23 protein-coding genes and 1 riboswitch are annotated in these 25,424 nt (G+C 71.2%); of the genes, 14 read left to right on the top strand and 9 right to left on the bottom strand.

All coding sequences use genetic code 11. The features are described from left to right. Positions 1-142: 142 nt before the first annotated feature. Both OHT61_RS17950 and OHT61_RS17955 read left to right on the top strand, forming a co-directional pair. The gene (locus OHT61_RS17950) at positions 143-700 is read left to right on the top strand and encodes a GlcG/HbpS family heme-binding protein (protein WP_329039665.1); all 558 of its coding nucleotides are present in this window, start codon (positions 143-145) and stop codon (positions 698-700) included. A 115-nt stretch (positions 701-815) separates the two neighbouring features. Further along, entirely contained in the window at positions 816-2,234 is a 1,419-nt protein-coding gene (locus OHT61_RS17955) for a M1 family metallopeptidase (RefSeq protein WP_329039668.1), read from the top strand. Between the two features lie 44 nt (positions 2,235-2,278). On the opposite strand, the gene OHT61_RS17960 is transcribed toward OHT61_RS17955, so the two are convergent. Both OHT61_RS17960 and OHT61_RS17965 read right to left on the bottom strand, forming a co-directional pair. Then, positions 2,279-3,856, bottom strand: a complete 1,578-nt coding sequence (locus tag OHT61_RS17960; protein ID WP_329039671.1) for a M4 family metallopeptidase — start codon at positions 3,854-3,856, stop codon at positions 2,279-2,281. A 206-nt stretch (positions 3,857-4,062) separates the two neighbouring features. Continuing rightward, positions 4,063-4,638 carry a TerD family protein gene (locus OHT61_RS17965; protein ID WP_329039674.1) on the bottom strand — a complete coding sequence of 192 codons (576 nt, stop codon included), beginning with the start codon at positions 4,636-4,638 and terminating at the stop codon, positions 4,063-4,065. A 173-nt stretch (positions 4,639-4,811) separates the two neighbouring features. On the opposite strand from OHT61_RS17965, the gene arfB reads away from it, so the two are divergent. Next, complete coding sequence (gene arfB / locus OHT61_RS17970) at positions 4,812-5,246, top strand: alternative ribosome rescue aminoacyl-tRNA hydrolase ArfB (protein ID WP_329039677.1); 435 nt, start codon at positions 4,812-4,814, stop codon at positions 5,244-5,246. 42 nt (positions 5,247-5,288) lie between these two features. On the opposite strand, the gene OHT61_RS17975 is transcribed toward arfB, so the two are convergent. Beyond that, on the bottom strand, positions 5,289-5,795 hold the full coding sequence (locus OHT61_RS17975; protein WP_329039679.1) for a flavin reductase family protein: 507 nt from the start codon (positions 5,793-5,795) through the stop codon (positions 5,289-5,291). 347 nt (positions 5,796-6,142) lie between these two features. Between OHT61_RS17975 and cdgB the strand changes: the two genes are divergently transcribed. Beyond that, positions 6,143-7,780 (top strand): diguanylate cyclase CdgB, encoded by a 1,638-nt coding sequence (gene cdgB / locus OHT61_RS17980; RefSeq protein ID WP_329039681.1) that lies wholly within the window; start codon positions 6,143-6,145, stop codon positions 7,778-7,780. Between the two features lie 133 nt (positions 7,781-7,913). Continuing rightward, complete coding sequence (locus tag OHT61_RS17985; protein WP_329039684.1) at positions 7,914-8,933, top strand: carbohydrate-binding protein; 1,020 nt, start codon at positions 7,914-7,916, stop codon at positions 8,931-8,933. Between the two features lie 115 nt (positions 8,934-9,048). On the opposite strand, the gene OHT61_RS17990 is transcribed toward OHT61_RS17985, so the two are convergent. The 3 genes from OHT61_RS17990 to OHT61_RS18000 all read right to left on the bottom strand — a co-directional run bounded on the left by OHT61_RS17990 (position 9,049) and on the right by OHT61_RS18000 (position 12,231). Then, positions 9,049-9,981 carry a 1-phosphofructokinase family hexose kinase gene (locus tag OHT61_RS17990; RefSeq protein ID WP_329039685.1) on the bottom strand — a complete coding sequence of 311 codons (933 nt, stop codon included), beginning with the start codon at positions 9,979-9,981 and terminating at the stop codon, positions 9,049-9,051. A gap of 163 nt (positions 9,982-10,144) precedes the next feature. Beyond that, the gene (nagA, locus tag OHT61_RS17995; RefSeq protein WP_329039688.1) at positions 10,145-11,299 is read right to left on the bottom strand and encodes an N-acetylglucosamine-6-phosphate deacetylase; all 1,155 of its coding nucleotides are present in this window, start codon (positions 11,297-11,299) and stop codon (positions 10,145-10,147) included. Continuing rightward, a complete protein-coding gene (locus OHT61_RS18000) occupies positions 11,299-12,231 on the bottom strand; it encodes an ROK family protein (protein WP_329039691.1) in 933 nt (310 codons plus the stop codon). Before OHT61_RS18000 ends, nagA begins: the two co-directional genes overlap by 1 nt. A gap of 197 nt (positions 12,232-12,428) precedes the next feature. Between OHT61_RS18000 and OHT61_RS18005 the strand changes: the two genes are divergently transcribed. The 3 genes from OHT61_RS18005 (at position 12,429) to otsB (ending at position 14,874) form a co-directional block, all read left to right on the top strand. Next, a complete protein-coding gene (locus OHT61_RS18005; protein WP_443049469.1) occupies positions 12,429-13,694 on the top strand; it encodes an ABC transporter substrate-binding protein in 1,266 nt (421 codons plus the stop codon). Positions 13,695-13,704: 10 nt separating this feature from the next. Beyond that, a complete protein-coding gene (locus tag OHT61_RS18010; RefSeq protein WP_327116123.1) occupies positions 13,705-13,938 on the top strand; it encodes a DUF3263 domain-containing protein in 234 nt (77 codons plus the stop codon). A gap of 87 nt (positions 13,939-14,025) precedes the next feature. Beyond that, entirely contained in the window at positions 14,026-14,874 is an 849-nt protein-coding gene (gene otsB, locus OHT61_RS18015; protein ID WP_329039696.1) for a trehalose-phosphatase, read from the top strand. Between the two features lie 91 nt (positions 14,875-14,965). On the opposite strand, the gene OHT61_RS18020 is transcribed toward otsB, so the two are convergent. Further along, entirely contained in the window at positions 14,966-16,342 is a 1,377-nt protein-coding gene (locus OHT61_RS18020) for an alpha,alpha-trehalose-phosphate synthase (UDP-forming) (RefSeq protein ID WP_329039699.1), read from the bottom strand. A 128-nt stretch (positions 16,343-16,470) separates the two neighbouring features. Continuing rightward, the gene (locus OHT61_RS18025; RefSeq protein WP_329043306.1) at positions 16,471-17,421 is read right to left on the bottom strand and encodes a glucosyl-3-phosphoglycerate synthase; all 951 of its coding nucleotides are present in this window, start codon (positions 17,419-17,421) and stop codon (positions 16,471-16,473) included. A gap of 153 nt (positions 17,422-17,574) precedes the next feature. Then, a riboswitch (SAM riboswitch) is annotated at positions 17,575-17,702 on the top strand. A gap of 18 nt (positions 17,703-17,720) precedes the next feature. On the opposite strand from OHT61_RS18025, the gene thrC reads away from it, so the two are divergent. From thrC to OHT61_RS18055, 6 genes are all read left to right on the top strand, one after another. Continuing rightward, a complete protein-coding gene (gene thrC / locus OHT61_RS18030) occupies positions 17,721-19,019 on the top strand; it encodes a threonine synthase (protein WP_329039701.1) in 1,299 nt (432 codons plus the stop codon). A 29-nt stretch (positions 19,020-19,048) separates the two neighbouring features. Continuing rightward, positions 19,049-19,324, top strand: a complete 276-nt coding sequence (locus OHT61_RS18035) for a MoaD/ThiS family protein (protein WP_329039703.1) — start codon at positions 19,049-19,051, stop codon at positions 19,322-19,324. A gap of 464 nt (positions 19,325-19,788) precedes the next feature. Then, complete coding sequence (locus tag OHT61_RS18040) at positions 19,789-19,995, top strand: cold-shock protein (protein WP_003967346.1); 207 nt, start codon at positions 19,789-19,791, stop codon at positions 19,993-19,995. A 319-nt stretch (positions 19,996-20,314) separates the two neighbouring features. Continuing rightward, positions 20,315-21,937 (top strand): chaperonin GroEL, encoded by a 1,623-nt coding sequence (groL, locus tag OHT61_RS18045; protein ID WP_329039707.1) that lies wholly within the window; start codon positions 20,315-20,317, stop codon positions 21,935-21,937. Positions 21,938-22,166: 229 nt separating this feature from the next. Continuing rightward, a complete protein-coding gene (locus tag OHT61_RS18050; protein WP_329039710.1) occupies positions 22,167-22,676 on the top strand; it encodes a DinB family protein in 510 nt (169 codons plus the stop codon). Positions 22,677-22,928: 252 nt separating this feature from the next. Next, on the top strand, positions 22,929-24,953 hold the full coding sequence (locus tag OHT61_RS18055) for a glycosyl hydrolase family 28-related protein (RefSeq protein ID WP_329039712.1): 2,025 nt from the start codon (positions 22,929-22,931) through the stop codon (positions 24,951-24,953). Between the two features lie 26 nt (positions 24,954-24,979). Here the strand turns inward: OHT61_RS18055 and OHT61_RS18060 are convergent, their stop codons facing one another. Beyond that, complete coding sequence (locus OHT61_RS18060; RefSeq protein ID WP_329039715.1) at positions 24,980-25,414, bottom strand: ATP-binding protein; 435 nt, start codon at positions 25,412-25,414, stop codon at positions 24,980-24,982. Between the last annotated feature and the right edge of the window lie 10 nt (positions 25,415-25,424).

Genomic DNA, 25,424 nt, shown 5'->3' on the forward strand with positions numbered 1-25,424 from the left:
CGACGCGCCACCCGCTTCCACCCGGTACGCCGACGGTACGGCCCCGGATCCGGCCGGAGGATCGATGACGGAAGCAGAAAGGCTCGATCCGGGCCGATCGATCCGAGCGAACGATCCGACGAAACGATCCGAGGAGTCCCCCATGAAGAAGATGTCGCTGCGCACCCGAGTCCTGACCGGTGCCGTCGCCGCAGCCGCCCTCGGTGCCGGGACCTTCGGCGCGATGTCCGCGAACGCCTCGACGCCCGCCGCCGCGCCGGCCGCGGCCGTCCAGGCCGGCACCGCCGACCGGAACCTTCAGCAGACCACCCACCTGACCGTGTCCGCCGCCACGAAGGCGGCACAGGCCGCCCTCGACGCGGCGAAGAAGGAGAACCAGCGCGTGTCGGTCGCCGTCGTCGACCGTGACGGCAACACGGTCGTCACCCTGCGCGGGGACGGTGCCGGTCCGCAGTCCCCCGAGTCCGCCGTGAAGAAGGCGTACACCGCGGTCTCCTGGAACGCGCCGACCTCCGAGCTGGTGAAGCGGCTGCAGCAGGCCCCGAACCTCAAGGACATCCCGGGCACCCTGTTCCTGGCCGGTGGCACGCCGGTGCAGGTCAAGGGCGCCCCGGTGGCGGGCATCGGCGTGGCCGGCGCACCGAGCGGCGACCTCGACGAGAAGTTCGCGGCGGCGGGTGTCGCGGCCCTCGGCCGGTAGCCGGTACCGCTCGCCGGTCGCCGGTCGCTTCACGGGACGGCCCGTCGACGACGCCGGGGCCCGCGGCGCGCCCCGGGTGCAGCCGCGGCCCCCGGCGCGTATCTAGGATCGCGGGGTGGACGAGCGAACCGTGCCCGCGCGGCGTACCGCGCCCGGCGCCGCCCTCCTGCTGGCGGCGGTCGTGCTGGTCACCGCGTGCACGGACGGCCGGGGCGCGGTCGTGGGGACGCCCGGTGCGGCGGGTGTGCGCGACCCGTACTTCCCCCGCCTCGGCAACGGCGGGTACGACGTCACGCACTACGACCTGTCGGTCGCGACGGACGCCCGCGCGGGACGGATCAGCGGCACCGCGGTGATCACCGCCCGGGCCACCCAGGACCTCAGCGCGTTCAACCTGGACCTCGCCGGGCTCGACGTCCGCTCGGCCACGGTCGAGGGGCGCCCGGCCGCGGTGAACCGGGCGGGCTGGGAACTGACGCTGCGTCCGGCGGCCGAGGTCGCGGACCGGCTGCGCGCGGGCCGGACGTTCCGCACGGTGGTGCGCTACGCCGGTCCGCCCCGCACCGTCACCGACGCGGACGGCTCGGAGGAGGGCTGGCTGCGGACCGCGTACGGTGCGGTGGCTCTCGGGGAACCGGCCGGCTCCATGACCTGGTTCCCCGGCAACCACCACCCGGGCGACAAGGCGTCGTACGACATCCGGGTCACCGTCCCCGAGGGGCGAAGCGCCGTCTCCAACGGTGAGTTGGCGTCACGCCGCACGGCGGGGGGCAGTACCACGTACCACTGGCGGGCCCGGGAGCCCATGGCGAGCTACCTCGCGACCGTCGCCGTCGGCCGGTTCACGGTGCGGCGGACCGTCACCGGCACCGGACTCGCGGTGGTCACGGCGGTCGATCCCGGCTCCGCCGGGGCGAGCGCACGCGTGCTGGCCCGGATTCCCGAGATGGTCGCGTGGGGCGAGGAGAAGTTCGGGCCCTACCCCTTCTCGTCGGCCGGGGCGATCGTGGGCCGGCCCGACGACGCCGGGTACGCGCTGGAGACGCAGAACCGGCCGTTCCTCCCCGGCCCGCCCGACCCGGTGCTGCTCGTCCACGAACTGGCGCACCAGTGGTTCGGGAACTCCGTCACACCCGCGAGCTGGCGCGACATGTGGCTCAACGAGGGCTTCGCGACCTACGCGGAGTGGCTGTGGAGCGAGGACCACTCCGGCCCCACCGTCCAGGAGAGTTTCGACGAGGCCTACGCCGACGAGGCGAACTGGGCCTTCCCGCCGTCGCGTCCGCCGGGCCCGGCCGACCTGTCCGGGCCTCCGGTGTACGGACGCGGCGCGATGGTCGTCCACCGCATCCGCCGGGCGATGCACGACGACCCGGCGTTCTTCCGTCTCGTCAGGGGCTGGCTGGAGGAGTACCGGCACGGCAACGCCTCGACCGCCGACTTCACCGCGTACGCCGAGGAGGCGTCCGGCAGGGACCTGACGGAGATCTGGGACACCTGGCTCGACGGCAGGAGCCGGCCCGCCCGAGGCTGACCGGCTCCCGTGCCGTGCGTGGGGGTGACCCGGCGTGCGTGGGACTACTTGACGTTGACCCCGGTCCACGCGGCGTCGACGGCCGCGAGTTCGGTGCTGCCGGCCCCGAACAGGTCGGTGGCCGCCTTCTCGGTGGCGACGCGGGCTCCGGCGTAGTCGGTGCTCGACGTCATGTAGACGGAGAGCGCCTTGTACCAGATCTGGTAGGCCTTCTGGCGGCCGATGCCGGTGACCTTCGAGCCGTCGGAGGTCGGGGAGTCGTAGTCGACGCCGCCGATGGTCTTCGCGCCGCTGCCCTCGGCCAGCAGGTAGAAGAAGTGGTTGGCGACACCCGAGGAGTAGTGCACGTCCAGGTCCCCGACGCCGGCGTCCCAGTAGTCCGCCGAGCCGCCGTCCTTGCTGGGCTTGTCCATGTAGCGCAGCGGGGTTCCGTCGCCGTTGATGTCGATCTTCTCGCCGATGAGGTAGTCCCCGGCGTCGGTGGTGTTGTCGGCGAAGAACTCGACGGAGGTGCCGAAGATGTCGCTGGTCGCCTCGTTGAGACCGCCCGACTCGCCCGCGTATTCGAGGTTGGCGGTGGCGGCGGTCAGGCCGTGGCTCATCTCGTGGCCCGCGACGTCGATGGCGGTGAGCGCGCTCTTGTCGTCGGCCCCGTCGCCGTAGGTCATGCAGAAGCAGCTGTCGTCCCAGAACGCGTTGACGTAGGCGTTGCCGAAGTGGACGCGGGAGTAGGCGGCCCGGCCGTCCCCGGCTATCCCGTCGCGGCCGAGCTCGGACTTGTAGAAGTCCCAGGTCTTGGCCGCGCCGTAGTGGGCGTCGACGGCGGCGGTCTGGCGGTCGTCGCCGGTGCCGTCGCCCCAGGTGTCGTCGGCGTCGGTGACGAGGGCGCCGGTGCCGGCCTGGCCCTGGTTGAGGTCGTAGGTCTTGTGGCCGCCGCGCTCACCGTCGGTCAGCTCGAAGCCCGAGGCGCCCTTGGTGGTCGAGAGGGCCACCTCACCGCTGTACTGGCTGTTGCCGGTGCCGGTCTCCACGGCCTCGAAGCTGTGCAGCTTCTTGCCGGTCGTGGCGTCCGTGATGATGTGGAGCCTGCTGGGTGTGCCGTCCTTCCGTACTCCCGTCCGCACGGACTCGAAGGCGAGGACCGGCTTGCCGCCGCGCGCCCAGACGACCTTGCGGGCGCTCGCCGCCGACTTCACCTCGGGCCGGGTCGACGGCACGGATATGCGCGCCGCGGCGGCCTTGTCCACGCCCTTGGACGTTCCGTCGGCGGCGGTGTGGGTGATCAGATCGCCGCCGAGGACCGGCAGCCCGGCGTAGGTGCGCTCGTAGCGGGTGTGCACGGTGCCGTGGGCGTCCTTGACGACATCACGGACGATCAGCTTCTCCTGGCTGCCGAGTCCGAGGGCTGCCGCGGCGGCCGGTGCGTCGCTCTGTGCGGCGCGCAGGGCGGTGGAGCGCAGCGCCGCGGTGTTCACGCCGAGGGCGGTGGCGCCGGACGAAGAGGCCTTGCCGTCACCGGCGTTGGGACCGGCCGAGGCGGTACCGGTCTGCACGCCGACGACGACCATCGCGGCAACTGCGGCCAGGGCGGCGGCGCGACGGGTGTTCATGTGGGGGGTCATGCCTTCTCCGTTGCTCGTTCCTGTGGGGGTTACGAGCGGAGAGCGTGCCACCGAATGAACGCAATTGACGGGACGCCGACAATTACCTCACAAGTTTTTGACCACTTCTTGTCCGACTGGAGTGCGCGTGTGTCCGCTATGTGACGCACGGGAGCCCCCGTCCGAACGCGCTCGGACGGGGGCTCCCGGTGGGCGGATTCCGTGCGTCAGAGGTTGACGCCGAAGTCCTGGGCGATGCCGCGCAGGCCCGAGGCGTAGCCCTGGCCGACCGCGCGGAACTTCCACTCGGCGCCGTTGCGGTAGAGCTCGCCGAAGACCATGGCGGTCTCCGTGGCGGCGTCCTCGCTCAGGTCGTAGCGGGCGATCTCGGTGCCGCCGGCCTGGTTGATGATGCGGATGAAGGCGTTCCGCACCTGGCCGAAGTTCTGGCTGCGGGCCTCGGCGTCGTAGATGGAGACGGGGAACACGATCTTGTCGATGTCCGCCGGGAGGCCCGCGAGGTTGACGTTGATCTGCTCGTCGTCGCCCTCGCCCTGGCCCGTGATGTTGTCACCGGTGTGGACGATGGTCTGGTCCGGCGTCGCCTTGTTGTTGAAGAAGACGAAGTGGCCGTCGGAGTAGACCTTGCCGGCGTTGTTGACCGCGATCGCCGAGGCGTCGAGGTCGAAGTCGGTGCCGGTGGTGGTGCGGACGTCCCAGCCGAGGCCGACCGTGACGGCGGTCAGGCCCGGGGCCTCCTTGGTGAGCGAGACGTTGCCGCCCTTGGACAGGCTTACAGCCATGGGAAGTCCCTTTCCTCGTCGTGTGCGGGCTTTCGTGCCATCACGAAAGCTACCGTCACCCGTCCTAACGCAGACAAGAGACCACGAGGTTCCTGCTCGCTTTACTTTCTTTGCCGAACTTCTGGCCGAACGCTCGCAAAACAAGGTGACGGACGGGCCGCGGGCCGGGGAACATGGGTGTCATGTCCGGGCCCTATGTCATCCGCGGTTCGGTCTCCCTCCCGGAGGCCGAGCTCATGTGGCGTTTCTCGCGGTCCTCCGGGCCCGGCGGGCAGCACGTCAACACCAGTGACTCCCAGGTGGAGCTCCGGTTCGACCTCGCCGCGACCGAGTCGCTGCCCGAGGTCTGGAAGGCGCGCGCGCTCGAACGTCTCGCGGGCAGGCTGGTGGGCGGGGTGGTGTCCGTACGGGCCTCGGAGCACCGCTCGCAGTGGCGCAACCGGGAGACGGCCGCCGTGCGGATGGCGGCTCTGCTGGCGGAGGCCACCGCGCCGCCGCCCAAGCCGCGCCTCAAGAAGAAGATCCCGCGCGGGATCAACGAGCGGCGCCTGCGGGAGAAGAAGCAGCGCGGCGACACGAAGCGCGGACGCTCGGGCCGCGACTGGTAGGCGCCGGGCCGTGCGCCCGGACCGGCCGGGGAGGCCGGGCGGTCAGCCCAGCTTGCGGTAACGGCCCTTGAAGTAGGCGAGGGGCTCGGCGTCCGCGTTCGGCAGGGACGCCGTGAGCACCCGGCCGATCACCAGCGTGTGGTCGCCGGCGACCACGCTCTGCTCGGTGCGGCACTCCAGGGTGGCGAGCGCTCCGGAGACCAGGGGCGCGCCCGTGATCCCGCCCCGTATGAAGGGCAGGTCCGCGAACAGCAGCCGGTCGCTGATCCTGCCCTTCATGGCGAACCGGCCCGCGATCTGCCGCTGGCTCTCCGCCAGTACCGACACCGACCACAGGGGCTGCTCGGCCAGCAGGTCGTCCATCCGCGAGTCGTTGCGCAGGCTCACCATCACCAGCGGCGGGTCCAGGGAGACCGAGACGAACGAGGTCGCCGTCATGCCGACGTCCTCGCCGCGGCCGTGCTCGTCGAGCGGCGGTTCCTGGGCGGTGACGAGCACCACCCCGGCGGCCAGGCGGGAGAGGGCGGCGCGGAATTCGTCGTTGCTCACCCCCTCAGGATGGGGGACGGCCTCGGGACGTGGGGTGGGGGGAGTCTTCTGCAGCACACCGGGCACGCTAACGCCACGGGAAGGGCTCCCGCATCGGGCCAGGGGACCAGCCGGGTCCTAGGACCGGGGACCGTCCGCCCGGATGCGCGTTCCGCGAGCGTCGGGGGTGCCGGAGGGCGTGGGCGGGATGCCTTTACCATGTGTTGTGACTTGAGTCACAGAGAGCAATATTTGTTGACCCTGTGTACCGAGTGCGCAGCTCACTGTGATTCAGTGGCGGTGACACTGCGATAAGTACGTCGATATGACACCTGGAGTTGCTGTCGAGGTCTCAGGGAGTGCGAGCAATGGAGGCCGAGTCGGAGCCGTACGTCCGTCTTGCGACCATGCGGCAGCTGCACCAGGCGGTCGCTGATCTCAACACGGCGCGGAGCCTGGCGGACACGCTGCAGAGCGTGGCCGACGGCATCGTCGCCGGGCTCGGCTACGAACTGGGCTGCGTGAACCTCGTCCGCCCCGACGGCGATCTCGTGGTCGCCGCGTTCGCCGGCAACACCGCCGCCGAGGCCCTGATCACCGGCCGCGTCGGCTCCCGCGCGTCGTGGGAGCGCAGGCTGTCGATGGGTGAGGCCTGGGACGACCTCCGTTTCATACCCCACACCGAGGGCTGGGTGCTCCTCGACGACGACGTGCCGCAATGGCACACCGAGGGGCCGGAGCCCCGCTTCGAGGACGAGTGGCACCCCCTCGACCGCCTCTACGCTCCCATGTACGCCTCCGGCGGAGGTCTGGACCTCCTGGGGGTCATATCCGTCGACGGGCCGCGCAACGGCCGCCGCCCGGGAGCCTGGGGCCGGGAAGCCCTCCAGATGTACGCCTCCCAGGCCGCCATCGCGATCGGCAACGCCCGCCTCCGGGCGAACATGCAGCGCGCCCTCGTCCGGCTGGAGCGCGAGCAGCAGGCGCTGCGGGCCAGTGAGGAATCCTTCCGCCAGGCCTTCGAGTACGCGCCCAGCGGCATGGCGATCGCCGAGATGGGCGGTGACCAGCACGGCAGGCTGCTGCGCACCAACGACGCGCTCTGCCGCCTCCTGGGCCGCCCGGCGTCCGTCCTGCGCCGCTACTCCTTCGCCGACCTCGTCCATCCCGAGGACATCGGCACCCTGCTCCGCACGTCCGCCGAGGGCGGGCGGGCCGAACTGCGTCTGGGCCGCAGGGACGGCACGTACCTCTGGGTCTCGCTGCGCAACTCGGTCGTCGCCGACACCACCGACGGGCCCCGCTTCCTGCTGACGCACGTCGAGGACATCGAGGAGCGCAAGCGCAACGAGCTGCACCTCGCGCACCGGGCCTCGCACGACGCGCTGACCGGTCTGCCCAACAGCGCGGAGCTGCGCTCACGGCTCGCCGCGCGGCTGTGTGAGAGGCCTCACTCCTCGGCCACCTCCAGTGCGGTCGAGGCCCTCGACGCGGCGTACGGCGGCGGCTCCCCGGTGCACGGGTACGAGCCCGAGACGATGGCGGGTGTCGGCCCCTACGACCACCACGTGCACGCCGTGGCACCCGACGCGGAGCGCGACGACGGGACCAAGGGGCTCGCGGTGCTCTTCTGCGACCTCGACGGATTCAAGTCCATCAACGACCGCTTCGGGCACCACGCGGGTGACGCGGTTCTCATCGAGGTCGCCCGGCGCCTCACGACCTGCGTGCGGGACGGCGACACCGTCGCGCGGCTCGGGGGTGACGAATTCGTCGTCCTCGCGGACGGTCTCGGGGCCGCGGATGCCGCGGACCTGGCCGTACGCTTGCGTAACGCCATCATTCCGCCCATCCGGGTGGACGGCCGGGCCGTCAGGGTCGGGGCGAGTTTCGGGATCGGCTGGGCCGAGTGCGGCATGACCGGGGAAGAGGTCCTGCACTCCGCGGACCAGCGGATGTACATGGAGAAGCGGTCCCGTTCGAAGGTTCACCGCAGGGCCGGCTGACGTTCACGCCCTTGCGGTGCCCGTACCCCGTCCGGTTTTCCCGTGCGGCCGACGGCAATTCGACGTGTGCTCCGTTCGGGGTAGGCTCGGCCGGTCGGCGACGGCTGGCGACATGGTGAGGAGTGACCCAGGGATGACGGCCGGAAACAACGGCGCGAGCAAGCCCGAGGACGACGATCCGTTCGGCTATCTGTACGCGGACGGGCAGGCGGCGGGCGCACAGCCGCCCGGGCAGGGCGGCTACGGCTACCCGGGTCCTGCCGCACAGCCCGGCAGGCCGAGAACGTCGTACAACCAGGTGCGGGCGGTGGGCGAGCGCCAGTACGGGCAGGTCCCGCCGCAGCAGGCGTACGGCCAGCAGCCCCAGCAGTACGGCCAGCCGAACCAGCAGTACGGCGGTCAGCCGAACCAGCAGTACAGCCAGCCCAGCGCGCAGTACGCGGCGCCGGAGACCTACCCGGGTGGCGCGGTCACCGCGCAGCACGGGTCGGTACCGCACGGCGGCGGAAGGAGCGGCGGCCCCGGACGTGGCGGTCCCAACACGAAGGCGCTGCTGATCGCGGCCGTCGCCGTGGTCGCGGTCGTGCTCATCGGCATCGGCGCGGCGCTGATGACGGGCGACGACAGCGACAAGAAGAAGGACCAGGCGGGCACGTCGACGGGTGCGGCCGGCGAGGTGTCGGAGTCCCCGAAGCCGGAGAAGTCCGACAAGCCGTCCAAGGAGCCCGTCGAGCTGCCCAAGCAGGACGCGGCGACGCTGACGCTGGGCGGCACGGCCTCGCTGGACAACTCCGTCAAGGGTGCCAAGGGTGCCAACGGCCAGTACATCAGCCTCAACGAGGTCGGCCGGTCGGCGACCTGGACGGTGGACGTGCCCGACAAGGGCGCGTACACGCTGTTCGTGACCTACGGCGTGCCCGGCAGGGACGCGAAGACCTCCCTGACGGTCAACGACGAGGCGCCCCGGTCCATCAACATGAAGAACTTCGCGAACGCGGCGGAGGGCGACCTGGAGAAGGGCTGGACGACGACGTTCGCCTACGTCCAGCTGAAGAAGGGGTCGAACACCCTGATGCTCTCGTGCAACGAGGGTGACTCCTGCGACGCCAACCTCGACCAGCTGTCGCTGAAGTCGGGCCACGTCGAGAGCTGACCGCGCACGAGCTCGTCAGTCACCGCGGAGCTGTTCCACCGTCCCGGTCGTCGCACGGCGATGACCGGGACGTGGTGCTTTCCGGACCGCGTCCCCCGGGCTCCCGCCCGGCGCGTCAGGCGGCCGGGGCGTGCGGTTCGACGGCGACCCGGGTCAGCAGGTCCTCGTAGGCGGCGCGGTCGAACTCGCCTGCCGCCGGGGCCATGACCGTCGCGGTCGACAGGGCCACCGCCCGGCCCAGCCGCTCCCGCCAGCCCAGCCCTTCCGCGAGGGCGGACAGCAGACCGGCCACGGCGGAGTCGCCCGCACCCGTGGGGTTGCCCCGCACCGCTGACGGCGGTGCCGCGCGCCAGATGCCGTCCGGGGTCACGGCGAGGAGGCCGTCCGGACCGAGCGAGGCGACGACGCTGCGCGCCCCGCGGCGGCGGGCGTCGCGGGTGGCGCGCAGGGGCTCGCGGGCCCCGGTGAGCCGCGCCAGTTCGTCCGCGTTGGGCTTGACGAGGTCGGGACGGGCGGCGATGCCGCGCCGCAGGGGCTCCCCGTCGGTGTCCAGGAGCACGGGTACGCCCGCGGCGCGGGCGAGCCGTATCAGCTCCGCGTACGCGCCGACGTGGATACCGGGCGGGAGGCTGCCGCAGAGGGCGACGGCGTCGGCGCCGGTCAGCAGATCGCGGTAGGTGCCCAGGAGGACGGCCCACTCGTCGGAGCCGATGTGCGGCCCCGGCTCGTTGAGCTGGGTGGTTTCCCCGGTGGTGCGGTCGACGACGGCGAGTGTGCGGCGGGTGTTCCCGGCGACGGTCACGAGCGCGTCGGTGGGGCGGTTCGGGAGGGCGCCGAGGAGTTCGCGCAGCACGGTCCCGTTGGAGCCTCCGGCGAAGCCGGTGACCACGGCGTCGTGGCCGAGTGAGGAGAGCACCCGGGCGACGTTGACGCCCTTGCCGCCGGGCCGCTCGGTCACCTCGCCGACGCGGTGGGTGGTGTGCGGGACGAGGGCGGGGACGGCGTACGTCAGGTCGAGTGCCGTGTTCAGCGTGACGGTCAGTATCACCCGTACCGGCCCCCGCTTCCTTGGTCGTCCGTGCCCGTGCGCCGTCCCCCCGCGGCGCTGTCCTCGGTGATCATGCCAAAGAGGCGGCGGCCGTCCCAGGTTTCCGGGACAACCGCCGTCTCTTCGTTACGTGTTCAACCCGCCGTCGGCCGGTGACGGGCCGTCATCCCTCGCGGGGGTCGACGATCCACTCGCCGCGGCGCATGACGCCCCTGAGCGCGAAGTCCGCGTCCAGGACCACCAGGTCGGCGTCCTTGCCCGGCTCCAGCGAGCCGATCCGGTCGTACATGCCGAGAAGCCGTGCCGGGGTGGCGGAGATGGACTGGACGGCGTCCTCGACGGGGATCCGGTCGATTCGGACGGCCCTGCGGAACGCGGTGTCCAGGGTGAGGGTGGAGCCCGCGATGGACCCGCCCTCCACGAGGCGGGCGACCCCGTCCCTGACCTCGACCGCGAGCGGGCCGAGCTCGTAGTGGCCGTCGCCCGCACCGGCCGCGTCCATGGCGTCGGTGATCAGCGCGACCCGGTGCGCCCCCGCGTGGTGGTAGGCGAGTTCGAAGGCGGCCGGGTGCAGGTGGGTGCCGTCGTTGATCAGCTCGACGGTGACCCGCTCGTCCTCCAGGAGGGCCGAGACGGGACCGGGCGTGCGGTGGCCGATGGCGGGCATCGCGTTGTAGAGGTGCGTGGCGACGGTGGCGCCGGCGTCGATCGCCTCGACGGTCTGCTCGTACGACGCGTCGGTGTGGCCGACGGCCGCGATCACGCCGTGTTCGGCGAGCAGGCGTACGGACTCGATGCCGCCGGGGAGTTCGGTGGCCAGGGTGACCATCCGGGCCGTCCCGCGGGCCGCGTCGAGCAGCTTGCGCACCTCGGCCGGGTCGGGGTCGCGGAGCAGTCCCTCGCTGTGGGCGCCCTTGCGGCACGGCGAGATGAAGGGACCCTCGAAGTGGATGCCGGCGAGCTCGCCCTGTTCGACCAGTTCGGAGAGCAGGCCCGCCTGCCGGGCCAGGAAGTCCATCTCGCCGGTGACGGTGGAGGCCACGACGGTCGTCGTGCCGTGTGCGCGGTGCGCCCGTACCCCGGCCAGGACGTCCTCGGCCGAGCCGGTCGCGAAGGACGCGCCGCCGCCGCCGTGGTTGTGGATGTCCACGAATCCGGGGACCAGCCAGTGGCCGGTGAGGTCGACGGTCCGGGCGCCCTCCGGCGTGCTGCCGGCGATCCGGGTGCCCTCGACGATCACCCGGCCGTTCTCGACGGTCCCGGTGGGCAGTACCACCCGGGCCCCTGCGAGGACTGTGCTGTCTGCGCGTCCGGCCATCAGGCGGAAACCTCCGTGGAGAGTAGATCCCAGGCGAGCAGCCCTGCGCCCAGGCATCCGGCGATGTCCCCGAGGGCCGCCGGGACGATGTGGGGCAGCTTCTGGAACGTGACCCGTTCCTCGACGGCCGCACGCAGTGGTGTGAACAAGGTTTCCCCTGCCTCGGCGAGACCGCCACCGATGATGAGCGTGCGGGGGTCCAGCAGAGTGAGTGCCGTGACCAGTCCGGCGGCCAGCGCGTCGACGGCGTCCTGCCACACGCCGACGGCCGCGGGGTCGCCCGAGGCCACCGCCTTCGCGCAGTCCGCGGCGTCGGCGTCGGGGTCGCCGGAGGCGGCGGCCCAGGCCCTGGACACCGCCGAGGCGGAGGCGAGGGTCTCCAGGCAGCCGCGCTGTCCGCAACCGCAGTCCGGGCCGTCCGGCCGGACGACGACGTGGCCGATCTCGCCGGCGTAGCCGTGTGCGCCCGCCTCGATGGTGCCGGCGATGCCGATGGCGCCGGCGATCCCGGTGCCCAGGGGGACGAAGAGGAAGCGGTCGGCGCCCCGGCCCGCGCCGATCCGGCCCTCCGCGAGGCCGCCGGTCCTGACGTCGTGGCCGAGCGCCACGGGAATCGGGCCGAGCCGCTCGCCGAGGAGCTTCCGCAGGGGCACGTCGCGCCAGCCGAGGTTGGCGGCGTACACGGCGATGCCGCGCTCCGCGTCGACGATGCCGGGCACGGCGACACCGGCGGCGACGGCACCCTCGCCGAACTGCTCGCGGCCGTGGGCGTACAGGTCCGCGGCGAAGCCGAGGATGGTCTCCACGACGGCGTCGGCGCCGCGTTCCCTGCCGGTCGCGCGGCGTGCTTCGTGGAGCAGCGTGCCGTCGGCCCCGACCAGGGCGGCCTTCATTCCTGTGCCGCCCACATCGAGGGCGATGACGTGTCTCACGGAAGACAGTTTCGCCCGCCGACCCCTAAAAGGTCTAGTCCACTAGCGCGGTTTGTTGACCATCCATACAAAACGGCCCTGCTAGATTGCCGAATCGATACTCCGGGTGGTGTAGACCTCCACGCCGGACCTGAGGCAGGATCGCGGGTCACCGCTCGTGCGGTGGACCCGGCAACCAATGTAGGGATGGACAGGCTGTGCAGCGGCGCTTTGTGGGTCTGACCGCGGCGGTTGCCGCACTCGGCATGACGGCGACGTTGTCGGGATGCGGTTCGGACACGGGGGGCGGTGACGTCACTCTGAAACTGGTCGCGGCCGACTACGGCACCGGCGCGGAGAACAGCTCCCAGCACTACTGGGACGACGTCGCGGCGAAGTTCACGCAGAAGAACCCCGGGATCAAGGTCGACGTCGCCGTCTACTCCTGGAAGGACGTCGACCGCAAGGTCGCCGAGATGGTCGAGGCGGGCGACGCCCCCGACATCGCGCAGATCGGCGCCTACGCCGACTACGCCGAGGCGGGCAAGCTCTACACCGCCGACGAGATGATCACGATCCGTACGGGAGCCAACTTCCTGCCCTCGCTCACCGACGCGGGCAAGGTCGACGACAAGCTCTACGGCCTGCCGTTCGTGGCCAGCACCCGCCTGCTCTTCTACAACAAGAAGATGTTCACCCGGGCGGGCATCACGGCCCCGCAGACGTGGGACGACATCCGCGACGACGCCGCGGCCCTCAAGCAGCGCGGGGTGAGTTACCCCTTCGCGCTGCCCCTCGGCGAGGAGGAGTCCCAGGCCGAGACCCTGATGTGGCTCCTCAGCGGGGGCGGCGGCTACACCGACGAGGTCGGCAACTACGACATCGACTCCCCGGCGAACATAGCCACCTTCAAGTGGCTGAAGTCCAACCTCGTCGACAAGGGCCTCACCGGTCCCGTGTCGCCCGGCAAGCTGGACCGGGCCCAGGCCTTCGAGGCCTTCACCAAGGGCGACGTGGGCATGCTCAACGGCCACCCGACGCTCATGCAGGAGGCCGAGAAGAAGGGCGTCGAGGTCGGTATGGTCCCCCTCCCGGGGAACGACGGCCCCACCGAGGGCTCGATGGGCGTGGCCGACTGGATGATGGGCTTCAAGGAGCACGGCAACCGGGCCGCGATCGGCAAGTTCCTCAACTTCGCCTACGAGGACGAGAACGTGCTGGCGTTCGCCGACCAGTACGACCTGCTGCCCGTCACCGGCACCGCCTCCGAGGCGATGGAGGCCGACGACAAGCACAAGCCGCTCCACGCGTTCCTGGAGGCACTGCCGAACTCGCAGCTGCCCCCCTTCGGCAAGACGTCCTGGGCGAAGGCCAGCGAGACGATCAAGAAGGAGATCGGCACCGCGGTCGAGCCCGGCGCCAACCCGGAGGCCGTGCTCGTGGACATCGCGACCAAGGCCCGGCAGGCGGAGAGCGCGGAGTAGGTTGGCCGACATGACCGCCGACCCGCTCTCCGACCAGGCGCGCGCGGTGCTGGCCATGGAGCGGCGCTCCTGGCCCGGCCCCGGGGCGAAGGAGCGGGCCATCCGAGAAGAGCTCGACATGTCTCCGGTCCGCTACTACCAACTGCTGAACGCGCTCCTGGACGACCGCCGCGCGCTGGCGGAGGACCCGGTGACGGTCAACAGGCTCCGCCGGGTCCGCGACGCGAGGCGGGGCCGCCGCTGAGCGCGGCCGCGGGGGCGTCGCCTTCCGGCGCGGGCGGCCCCGAGGGGGACCGCGCGGCCGGGGGGTCCGCCCGCTACGCTCGGCCGCATGGGCACTCAGGACCACCCCCTCCCGACCCCGTCCACCCAGGCCGGCCGTGACGGCCTCGCCGCGCTGCTGGCCCGGCCCGGGCGCGCGGTGATCGCGCTCGACTTCGACGGCACGCTCGCCGACATCGTCCCGGACCCCGAGCGGTCCCGCGCCCATCCGGACGTCGTCCCGGCCCTGTCGGCGCTCGCGCCGCGGGTCGCCGCCGTCGCGGTGATCACCGGGCGCCCGGCCGGCACGGCGGTGCGCTTCGGAGGCTTCGCCGGGGCGCCCGGCCTCGACCACCTCGTCGTACTCGGGCATTACGGCGCCGAACGCTGGGACGCCGCCGACGACCGCGTCCACGCACCCGCACCCGACCCCGGCGTCGAGGCCGTGCGCGCCGAACTTCCCCGGGTGATCGAGGAGGCCGGGGCCGGGGAGGGCACCTGGATCGAGGAGAAGGGCCGCGCGGTGGCGGTCCACACCCGCCGCGCCACGGACCCGCAAGCCGCGTTCGAGGCGCTGCGTGCGCCGCTGAGCAGCCTCGCGGCCCGCCACGGCCTGATCGTCGAACCCGGCCGCCTCGTCCTGGAACTGCGCCCCGCCGGCATGGACAAGGGCGTGGCGCTGGAGGAGTTCGTCCGGGAGACGGGGGCGGACACCGTCCTCTACGCGGGTGACGACCTGGGCGACCTCGCCGCCTACGCCGCCGTGGAGAAGCTGAGGGCCGGAGGCGTCCAGGGCCTGCTGGTGTGCAGCGGCTCGGAGGTGCCCGAACTCGCGGAGCGGGCCGACCTGCTGGTGTCCGGCCCGGCGGCGGTGGCGGGTCTGCTGCGGGCCCTGGCCGGACAGGCCGCCCGGGACTGACCGCCTGCGCGACGTGGGCCGCCTGCGCGACGGGGTCCGGGCCCGCCGGGCCCGGACCCCGGGGTCGAGCGCGGCCGGGCCCGGCGGAGGTTCAGGCCCGCAGCGCCTCCAGCTGGTCCAGGAACCACTGCTGCGGCGGCAGCGCGGTCGCCGCGGCGGCGAGGCGCTTCGAGCGCGCCGACCGCTCGTCGGACTCCATGGTCAGTGCCTCGTGCAGCGCCCGCGCCGTGGCCGACACGTCGTACGGGTTGACCACGACGGCGTCCTCGCCCAGTTCCTCGTAGGCGCCCGCCTCCCGGGAGAGGACCAGCGCGCAGCCGTCGTCGGAGACGACGGGGACCTCCTTGGCGACCAGGTTCATGCCGTCGCGGATCGGGTTGACGAGGGCGACGTCGGCCAGCCGGTACGCGGCGAGCGAGCGGGCGAAGTCGTCGTCGACGTGGAGCAGGACCGGCGTCCAGCCCTCCGTGCCGAAGTCCGCGTTGATCGCGTCGGCGACCCGCTGGACCTCGGCCGTGTAGTCCCGGTACACCGCGAGGTCCTGCCGCGAGGGGTAGGCGAAGGCGATGTGCACCACCCGCTCGCGCCACTCGGGGCGCTCCTCCAGCAGGGCCCGGTAGGCGTGGAGCCCGCGGACGATGTTCTTGGAGAGCTCGGTCCGGTCCACGCGCACGATGGTGCGCCGGCCCGCGCCCACCTGCTCCCGCAGCGTCTCCATGCGGTCGTCCACGTCCGACTCGCGGGAGCGGCGGCGCAGGAAGTCCGCGTCCGCCCCCAGTCCGTGCACACCGATCCGGGTGCGCCCGGTGCCGCCGAGGATCTCCGTGCAGCAGCCGATGAAGGCGTCCGCCCAGCGGCGCGTCAGGAAAGCGGCGCGGTCGGCGCCGAGGATGCCCTTGAGGAGCTGCTCGCCGATGTCGTCGGGCAGCAGGCGGAAGTAGTCGACGGGGGCCCAGGGGGTGTGCGAGAAGTGCCCGATCCGCAGGTCGGGGCGCAGCTCGCGGAGCATGCCGGGGACCAGCGAGAGGTGGTAGTCCTGCACGAGGACCGCGGCGCCCTCGCCCGCCTCCTCGGCCAGTGCCTCGGCGAAGGCCCGGTTGTACGCCTCGTAGGACGCCCACTGCCGGCGGAACTCCGCGTCGAAGACGGGCTCCACCGGCGTCTGGTAGATCATGTGGTGGACGAACCAGAGGACGGAGTTCGCGATGCCGTTGTAGGCGTCCTCGTGGACCCCGGCGTCGATGTCGAGCATGCGCACGCCGGGCTCGGACACGCCCCTGCGGACCGCCTCCCGGTCGCCGTCACCGAGAGCGGCGCACACCCACAGCTTGTCGTCGACGGCGCTGAGGCCGGAGACGAGCCCGCCGCCACCGCGCTTCGAGTCGAGCGTGCCGTCCTCCCGCAGGGCGTACGACACCGGGCCGCGGTTGGACGCGACGAGGACCTGGGCAGCGTGCTCGGAGACCATGTACCCGAACCTAGCCCGTGGGGGAAGGTGCCAAACGTGAGGAACGGCGGGAGATCCGGAGCGCGGAGGCGGTGGCCGGAAACCGCTGAGGGCTGTCCCGCAATCCCCGGCGGATCACGGGACAGCCCTCAGGCGGCGTTCCGGGAGGCGTACTCCGCGATCTCCCGCATCGGCGGCCGCTCCTCCGTGTCCACCGCGTGGGTGCGCGGGACGAATCCGCCGGGCCCCCGCTCGAACTGCGTGATCTCGGGGCGCACGAGCGGGCCCCGGGACAGCCTCAGCTGCGCCGTCCGGTAGATCGCCGCCGCCATCCGTCCGAGCGCCTGGCCGTCCTGGTGGCGGTGTCTGCGCACACCGACGTCGACCTGGGCCAGCGCGTCCAGGCCCACCGTGTGCAGGGCGTCGACCAGCAGGCCCAGCTCCACTCCGTAGCCGACCGGGAAGGGGAGCTGTTCCAGCAGGGAACGGCGCACCGCGTACTCGCCGCCCAGCGGCTGCACGAATCCGGCCAGCCGGGGCCAGTGGAGGTTGAGCAGCGGGCGGGCCACGAGTTCGGTGACGCGTCCGCCCTGGCCCGCGGCCTCGCCGAGCGGGCGGTCGTACATCGCCTTGACGAACTGCACCGAGGGGTCGGTCAGCAGGGGGCCGACGATGCCGGACACGAAACCGGCCGAGAAGTCCCTCAGGTCGGCGTCGACGAAGCAGACGATCTCGCCGCTCGTCACCAGCAGCGAGCGCCACAGGACCTCGCCCTTGCCGGGCAGGGCGGGTATCCGGGGGAGTACGGAGTCCCGGTGGACGACCCGGGCGCCCGCGCGGCGCGCGACCTCGGCCGTGGCGTCGGTGGAACCGGAGTCGATCACCACCAGCTCGTCGACGAGCCGGACCTTCTCCATCAGCTCGCGGCGGATCTCCGTGACGATGGCGCCGACCGTCGCCTCCTCGTTCAGCGCGGGCAGGACGACGCTCACGCGGGCGCGGCGCGGATCCCTCGCCCGCGCGGCCGTGAGGCGGTCGAGCGGGCGGTCGTCGGCCGACCAGGAACGCCTGGTCAGCCAGCGTTCCACCTCTTCCAGCACGGTCGATACTCCCTGTGTGTGATCCATCTCGCGGTTCGGACGACCCTCTCGGCCGACCGGTGCTTCGGTTACAGTCTTGAACAACGCGGATGGCCCTCGCATGTCGGGGTGGCTCCGCCGATAAACGCCCGGATCGCTGGTCCGGTGCCATAGCGCTCATCCAGAGGGACTGAGGGAACGGCCCGTTGAAGTCCCGGCAACCCTCCTGCCGACCGCGAGGTCACGGTGGGGAAGGTGCCAATTCCGTCTTGTGGCGAAATACGTCGCAAGGAAGATGAGGAGAAAGGGCCTCCGCCATCATGGCCGTGCAGACAGTTGCAGCAAACACCAATTCTTCCGCCGTGGATCTCGGTCCCGCCGCAGCGCTTTCCTGCCGCGAATGCGGTGAGCGTTTCGAACTCGGCCCCCTTTTCGCCTGCGCGTCCTGTTTCGGGCCGCTCGAAGTGGCGTACGACCTGCCGAGCGGCTCCCCCGAAGAGCTGAAGAAGCGCATCGCCGAGGGACCGGACAACATCTGGCGTTACGCGCCGCTGCTCCCCGTCCCCGCCGACGTCGCGGACAAGCCCAACATCAACCCCGGTTTCACGAAGCTCGTCAAGGCCGACAACCTCGCCCGCGAGCTGGGCGTGACCGGCGGCCTTTACGTCAAGGACGACTCCGGCAACCCGACGCACTCCTTCAAGGACCGTGTCGTCGCGATCGCCGTCGAGGCCGCCCGCGCCTTCGGCTTCACCACGCTCTCCTGCTCCTCCACCGGCAACCTCGCCGGTGCGGTCGGTGCCGCCGCGGCCCGCGCCGGTTTCCGCTCGTGCGTGTTCATCCCGCACGACCTGGAGCAGGGCAAGGTCGTCATGGCCGCGGTGTACGGCGGCGAGCTGGTCGGCATCGAGGGCAACTACGACGACGTCAACCGCTTCTGCTCGGAGCTCATCGGCGACCCGCTCGGTGAGGGCTGGGGCTTCGTCAACGTCAACCTGCGTCCGTACTACGGCGAGGGGTCCAAGACCCTGGCGTACGAGATCTGCGAGCAGCTCGGCTGGAAGCTGCCCGACCAGCTCGTCATCCCGATCGCGTCCGGTTCGCAGCTCACCAAGATCGACAAGGGTCTCCAGGAGCTGATCAAGCTCGGCCTCGTCGAGGACAAGCCGTACAAGATCTTCGGCGCCCAGGCCGAGGGCTGCTCCCCGGTCTCCACCGCCTTCAAGGCCGGCCACGACGTGGTGCGGCCGCAGAAGCCGAAGACGATCGCGAAGTCCCTGGCCATCGGGAACCCGGCCGACGGCCCGTACGTGCTGGACATCGCCCGCCGGACCGGCGGCGCGGTGGAGGACGTCGACGACGAGCAGATCGTGGACGCGATCAAGCTACTGGCCCGCACCGAGGGCATCTTCGCGGAGACCGCGGGCGGTGTGACGGTCGGCGTGACGAAGAAGCTGATCGAGGCCGGCCTGCTGGACCCGTCCCTGACCACCGTCGTCCTGAACACCGGTGACGGACTGAAGACGCTGGACGCGGTCGCCCCGACGACCGGCCTGTCGGCGACGATCCGGCCCAGCCTGGACGCGTTCCGCGACGCGGGCCTCGCCGCCGCCAACTGACCACCCGAGACCCGAAGGAAGGCACCGACATGAGCGTCAAGGTCCGCATCCCCACCATCCTCCGCACCTACACGGGCGGTCAGGCCGAGGTCCAGGCCGAGGGGGCGATCCTCTCCGAGGTCATCGCGTCGCTGGAGCAGAACCACCCGGGCATCGGCGCCCGCGTCCTGGACGACCAGGGCAAGCTGCGCCGCTTCGTCAACGTGTACGTCAACGACGACGACGTGCGCTTCGAGGGCGGCCTGGACGCGGTGACGCCGGACGGTGCCGGCGTCTCGATCATCCCGGCCGTCGCCGGAGGCTGATCCCCGGCACGGACGCGGACGGGGAGTGACGGCCCCGGCCGGGTGTCCGGCGACTCCGCAGCGTGAGCACGATGGCCCTCTCCGCAAGAGAAGCGGAGGGGGCCATTCTGCATGGTTGAGCGCGGTAGAGTTGGGGAAGTCCCCGCCGCTGCCCGTGCCGCCCGCATATGAGAATGCGCCCGGCCGCGACAAGAAGCAGCCAAAGTGCGTGAGTCTCTTGAGGCATAAGTGGCCTTTGCCTGGCCCGACTTGCCCAGGAATCCTCCTGTTCATACCTGTCCGGGTGTTCCCGCGCGCCCAGAATTCTCGTCCGATTGCCCTGTTGCAGAGGGCAGTTGGGCAGATACATTCAGCCGCGGTCGACGCGTTCCGGCGCACGCCACCCTCTCCTGTCGGAGGGTGAGTTCTGACCCGGGACCGCGAAGTGCGGTCTCGTGCAAGGGCCAGTAATAGGGGAGTTGGGCATGGCTCAGGGCACCGTCAAGTGGTTCAACGCGGAGAAGGGGTACGGCTTCATCGCGGTCGACGGTGGTGCGGATGTTTTCGTCCACTACAGCGCGATCCAGATGGACGGGTACCGCACCCTCGAAGAGGGTCAGCGAGTTGAATTCGAGATCTCGCAGGGCCAGAAGGGGCCGCAGGCGGACATGGTCAAGCTCGCCGTCGGCTGAGCTCGGCGCGGTCGGCCGATACGACACCACTCACGCACGTAGGGCCCGTTCCTCCGCAGGGGGACGGGCCCTACGCGCGTCCGCATGCGCCCCCGCGCCCCCTCCGCCCAGCGAGCCGCCGCCGAAGGCGCTTGCACTCGAGGGGGTCGAGTGCTAATCATTGGCGTTAGCACTCTCCAGGTGAGAGTGACAGAACTTGGACCGGGCCGGTGAGGCCCGCAGGCCCGGTGGGGCAAGGAACCACCGAGCACGCTGGCCGTCCGTCGCGGGCGCCTCTCGGTCCGGAGCAATCCACCCCTGTCCGGGAGGACCACTTCACATGGCCAAGATCATCGCGTTCGACGAGGAGGCACGGCGCGGTCTCGAGCGCGGGATGAACCAGCTCGCCGACGCCGTCAAGGTCACCCTCGGCCCCAAGGGCCGTAACGTCGTCCTCGAGAAGAAGTGGGGCGCGCCCACGATCACCAACGATGGTGTTTCCATCGCCAAGGAGATCGAGCTCGAGGACCCGTACGAGAAGATCGGTGCGGAGCTGGTCAAGGAGGTCGCCAAGAAGACGGACGACGTCGCCGGCGACGGTACGACCACCGCCACCGTTCTCGCTCAGGCGCTCGTCCGCGAGGGCCTGCGCAACGTCGCCGCGGGTGCCAACCCGATGGCTCTGAAGCGTGGCATCGAGAAGGCCGTCGAGGCCGTCTCCGCCGCCCTCCTGGAGCAGGCGAAGGACGTGGAGACCAAGGAGCAGATCGCTTCGACGGCCTCCATCTCCGCTGCTGACACCGAGATCGGCGCCAAGATCGCCGAGGCTATGGACAAGGTCGGCAAGGAAGGCGTCATCACCGTCGAGGAGTCCCAGACCTTCGGTCTGGAGCTGGAGCTCACCGAGGGTATGCGCTTCGACAAGGGCTACATCTCGGCGTACTTCGCCACCGACATGGAGCGCATGGAGTCGTCGTTCGACGACCCGTACATCCTGATCGTCAACTCCAAGATCAGCAACGTGAAGGACCTCCTTCCGCTGCTCGAGAAGGTCATGCAGTCGGGCAAGCCCCTGCTGATCATCGCGGAGGACGTCGAGGGCGAGGCTCTGTCGACCCTGGTCGTCAACAAGATCCGTGGCACCTTCAAGTCCGTCGCCGTCAAGGCTCCGGGCTTCGGTGACCGCCGCAAGGCCATGCTCGGCGACATCGCCATCCTCACCGGTGGCACCGTCATCTCCGAAGAGGTCGGCCTCAAGCTGGAGAACGCCGGCGTCGACCTGCTCGGCACCGCCCGCAAGGTCGTCATCACCAAGGACGAGACGACCATCGTCGACGGTGGCGGCGACAGCGACCAGGTCCAGGGTCGCGTCAAGCAGATCCGTGCCGAGATCGAGAACTCCGACTCGGACTACGACCGCGAGAAGCTCCAGGAGCGCCTCGCGAAGCTGGCCGGCGGCGTGGCCGTCATCAAGGCCGGCGCCGCCACCGAGGTGGAGCTCAAGGAGCGCAAGCACCGCATCGAGGACGCGGTGCGCAACGCCAAGGCCGCCGTCGAGGAGGGCATCGTCGCCGGTGGTGGCGTGGCTCTGCTCCAGGCCTCGGCCGTCTTCGAGAAGCTCGACCTGACCGGTGACGAGGCCACGGGCGCCAACGCCGTGAAGCTCGCGCTGGAGGCCCCGCTCAAGCAGATCGCCGTCAACGGTGGTCTCGAGGGTGGCGTCATCGTCGAGAAGGTGCGCAACCTGCCGATCGGTCACGGCCTCAACGCCGCGACCGGCGAGTACGTCGACATGATCGCCGAGGGCATCATCGACCCGGCGAAGGTCACGCGCTCCGCTCTGCAGAACGCCGCGTCCATCGCCGCGCTCTTCCTCACCACCGAGGCCGTCATCGCCGACAAGCCGGAGAAGGCCTCTGCGGCCGCTCCGGGCGGCATGCCGGGCGGTGACATGGACTTCTGATCCTCGGATCAGCAGCTCCAGGCGGTACCCGCAGTATCCGTACGACGCCGGCCCCCGGGATTCGTCCCGGGGGCCGGCGTCGTACGTGCGTCACCGGGCGGGCGGCGTGGCGGCGGTACCGGCGCGGCACCCCGTAGTACCTCCTGCCCGGTGGGCACTCCCGCGTCCCCCGCCGCGAAGTGGAGCCGGATACTGAACACTTCCGTCCCATCGTGAAGGAGTGTGACCGGTGACCACCGACGTGCGTACGGGGCCGCCCACCGCGGGTGACGAGCGCGAGACGCTGCGGGCCTTTCTCGACTACCACCGGGCCACTCTCGCCATGAAGTGCGAGGGACTGGACGACGAGCAGCTGCGGCAGCGGTCGATGCCTCCCTCGACGCTCTCGCTGCTGGGCCTGGTGCGGCACATGGCCGAAGTGGAACGGGCCTGGTTCCGCCGGGTGTTCGACGACAACGAGGCCCCGATGGTCTGGTCGGACCGGATCGACTTCCAGGCCGCGTACGACGCGAGCGCGTCGAACCGGGCCGAGGCGTTCGGCGCCTGGGAGACGGAGGTCGAGAACTCCCGCCGCATCGAGCGGGAGGCCGTCTCCCTGGACCTGACGGGTCGCCAGCCGCGCTGGGAGAAGGACGTGTCGCTGCGCATGGTGATGGTGCACGTGCTGCTGGAATACGGGCGCCACAACGGCCACGCGGACTTCCTGCGCGAGGGCGTCGACGGGACCGTGGGCGCGTGAGGCGCGTATGTCGGCCGGTCCGGGGCTGGGGCTCGGGCCTCGCCCCGGAGGCGGGGAGGGCCGTGACGCCCGTGCCGCCCTCCGCGCACCGCCGCCCGGCCGACGGCGTTCGCCGCGTGAACTTCCCGCGCAAAAAAATGACGTGGACTTGCATGCACTGAGCAGCAAGGTGAAATGTTCTCGCACGCCTCTTGTGGTGATGGTTCCGCGCGCCCTAACGTCGCCTCACCTTCCGAGAGAAACGGGCATGCGATGTCACGTCACATCACGGTCGCCGCGCTGACGGCCGCCGTTGTCGGACTGGGGGCGCTGACCGGCGTTCCCGCGGCCCAGGGCGCGGAGGGGAAACCGTCAGCGCCGTCCGCGCCCGTCGTGACGCGCGCGGGCCTCGCCCCCGCGCTGGTCGCCGGCCGCGGTGCCGAGGTCCCCTTCGCCGAGCAGGAGGCGGAGAACGCCGCGACGAACGGCACGGTCATCGGCCCCGACCGTGCCGCGTACACCCTGCCCGCCGAGGCCTCGGGCCGTAAGGCGGTCCGGCTGGTGCCCGGCGAGCACGTCGAGTTCACGCTGCCGGAGGCGGCCGACGCGATCACGGTGCGCTACAGCATCCCGGACGCCCCGGGCGGGGGCGGCATCACCGCGCCCCTCGACGTCGCGGTCAACGGCAAGAAGCGCTCGACGATGACGCTGACCTCGCAGTACTCCTGGCTGTACAACCAGTACCCCTTCACCAACGACCCCGGGGCCGGGCTGCTCCAGCCCGGCTGGTGGATCACCGAGTGCGCCTGCGTGCCCAGCGAGACGACTCCCGCGCCGGTGATCTCCAAGCCCTTCCGGCCGAGCCACTTCTACGACGAGCAGCGTCTGCTGCTGGGCAAGCGGTACGGAGCGGGTGACACCGTCCGCCTGACGGTGCCGGCCGGCAGCCGCGCGGCGTGGACGGTCATCGACGTACTCGACTCCGAACTCGTCGGCCTGCCCCACGTCGAGCTGAAGGCCGCCAACGTGCTGCTGTTCGGGGCCGACCCCTCGGGGCGCAGGGACTCCGCGGGCGCCCTGGACCGTGCGATCGCCTTCGCCCAGCGCAAGAACCTGCCGGTGTACGTCCCGCCGGGCACCTACCAGGTCAACCGCCACATCGTCGTCGACGACGTCACGATCCGGGGTGCCGGGAGCTGGTACACGAAGTTCAAGGGCCGCGAGGTGGCGCTCGGCACCCCGGCGCCGGACGGCTCGGTGCACACGGGAGTCGGCTTCTACGGCAAGGACGCGGCGGACGGCGGCAGCCGCGACGTGCACCTGTCGGGATTCGCCATCGAGGGTGACGTGCGCGAACGCGTCGACACCGACCAGGTGAACGGCATCGGCGGGGCGATGAGCGACTCCTCCGTCGAGGGCCTGCACATCCGCCACACCAAGGTGGGCATGTGGTTCGACGGCCCGATGTCGAACCTGCGGATCACGGGCAACGTCATCGTCGACCAGATCGCCGACGCCATCAACTTCCACGGCGGTGTCACGGGTTCGACCGTCAGCCACACCTTCGTACGCAACTCGGGTGACGACGGCCTGGCGATGTGGTCGGAGAAGCGCGCCAACACGGGCAACACCTTCGCCCGCAACACCGTGCAGAGCCCGGTCCTGGCCAACGGCATCGCGATCTACGGCGGCACGGACAACACCGTGTCCGGCAACCTCGTGGCCGACCCCGTCCGCGAGGGCAGCGCGCTGCACGTGGGCGCCCGCTTCGGTGCGGAGGCGTTCCGGGGGCGGCTCGATCTGACCGACAACACGACGGTCCGGGCGGGGACGTACGAACTGAACTGGCGGATCGGGCTCGGCGCCATCTGGTTCTTCGCCCTCGACCAGGACATCGACGCGGACATCCGGGTGACCCGGAACCACTTCCTCGACAACACGTACAACGCGATCATGCTGGTCACCGACTGGCCCGTGAAGGACACGTACAAGATCCGGGGCGTGCACTTCAAGGACATCAGGGTGGACGGCACGGGGACGTCCGTGGTCAGCGCGCGGGCGGCGGGGTCGGCGACCTTCGAGAACGTGGACGCGCGCAACGTCGGTGCCGTGGGCGTCAACAACTGCGGGTCCTTCAACTTCACGCCCGCCGGCTCGGAGTTCGCCCTGGTCGACCTCGGTGGCAACGACGGTGGCGGTACGACGGGGGACTGGCTGGCGCCCTGGCTGCTGCCGAACACGATCACATGTGACGACCGTCCGCCGGTGGTCGCCCCGCCCGCGCCGGGAGCCTGGTGACGGGACGGTCCCAGGGGGCCGGGTTCTCAGCAGCCGCCGAACGCCGCGTGCACGCACTTGCCTTCGGTCAGCGCCTCCGTGAAGATCCGGCCCCCGAGGTCCTCGGCGATGTGCAGGCCCATGCCGCCCGTGCCGTCGCTGAGGTCGGGGGGCCTCGGGGCCGGCAGGGTGCGGGAGCGGTCGGTCACCGCGATGTCGAGGGTGCCGGGCGCGGTGGTCAGGGTCAGGGTGCTCGGTCCGGGTGCGTGACGGACGGCGTTGGTGACCAGCTCGGACACGATCAGCAGGAAGTCGTCGCAGCGGTCCCGGTCGAGGGAGGGCCAGGACCGCTGGAGGAAACCGGCGGCCGCACGGCGGGCGCGCGAGGGGGCCTCCGGCCCGGCGGGCAGGGGGACGCGGAGCCGGTCCACCGCGAGGGGCTGCGGTGCCGGTGAGGACGGTGGCGCGGTCGTGAGGGTCATGATGCTGTCC

The sequence above is a fragment of the Streptomyces sp. NBC_00178 genome, from assembly GCF_036206005.1.
Classification (GTDB): Bacteria; Actinomycetota; Actinomycetes; order Streptomycetales; family Streptomycetaceae; genus Streptomyces.

Bases quoted from the DNA above. Each gene is read 5' to 3' on its own strand.
- OHT61_RS17960 (WP_329039671.1), bottom strand. From the start codon at position 3,856: ATGACCCCCCACATGAACACCCGTCGCGCCGCCGCCCTGGCCGCAGTT.
- OHT61_RS17985 (WP_329039684.1), top strand. From the start codon at position 7,914: ATGACGGCCGGAAACAACGGCGCGAGCAAGCCCGAGGACGACGATCCG.
- OHT61_RS17950 (WP_329039665.1), top strand. From the start codon at position 143: ATGAAGAAGATGTCGCTGCGCACCCGAGTCCTGACCGGTGCCGTCGCC.
- OHT61_RS17965 (WP_329039674.1), bottom strand. From the start codon at position 4,638: ATGGCTGTAAGCCTGTCCAAGGGCGGCAACGTCTCGCTCACCAAGGAG.
- OHT61_RS18040 (WP_003967346.1), top strand. From the start codon at position 19,789: ATGGCTCAGGGCACCGTCAAGTGGTTCAACGCGGAGAAGGGGTACGGC.
- otsB (WP_329039696.1), top strand. From the start codon at position 14,026: ATGGGCACTCAGGACCACCCCCTCCCGACCCCGTCCACCCAGGCCGGC.
- OHT61_RS18020 (WP_329039699.1), bottom strand. From the start codon at position 16,342: ATGGTCTCCGAGCACGCTGCCCAGGTCCTCGTCGCGTCCAACCGCGGC.
- OHT61_RS18035 (WP_329039703.1), top strand. From the start codon at position 19,049: ATGAGCGTCAAGGTCCGCATCCCCACCATCCTCCGCACCTACACGGGC.
- arfB (WP_329039677.1), top strand. From the start codon at position 4,812: ATGGGTGTCATGTCCGGGCCCTATGTCATCCGCGGTTCGGTCTCCCTC.
- thrC (WP_329039701.1), top strand. From the start codon at position 17,721: ATGGCCGTGCAGACAGTTGCAGCAAACACCAATTCTTCCGCCGTGGAT.
- nagA (WP_329039688.1), bottom strand. From the start codon at position 11,299: ATGGCCGGACGCGCAGACAGCACAGTCCTCGCAGGGGCCCGGGTGGTA.
- OHT61_RS18010 (WP_327116123.1), top strand. From the start codon at position 13,705: ATGACCGCCGACCCGCTCTCCGACCAGGCGCGCGCGGTGCTGGCCATG.
- groL (WP_329039707.1), top strand. From the start codon at position 20,315: ATGGCCAAGATCATCGCGTTCGACGAGGAGGCACGGCGCGGTCTCGAG.
- cdgB (WP_329039681.1), top strand. From the start codon at position 6,143: ATGGAGGCCGAGTCGGAGCCGTACGTCCGTCTTGCGACCATGCGGCAG.
- OHT61_RS18060 (WP_329039715.1), bottom strand. From the start codon at position 25,414: ATGACCCTCACGACCGCGCCACCGTCCTCACCGGCACCGCAGCCCCTC.
- OHT61_RS18055 (WP_329039712.1), top strand. From the start codon at position 22,929: ATGTCACGTCACATCACGGTCGCCGCGCTGACGGCCGCCGTTGTCGGA.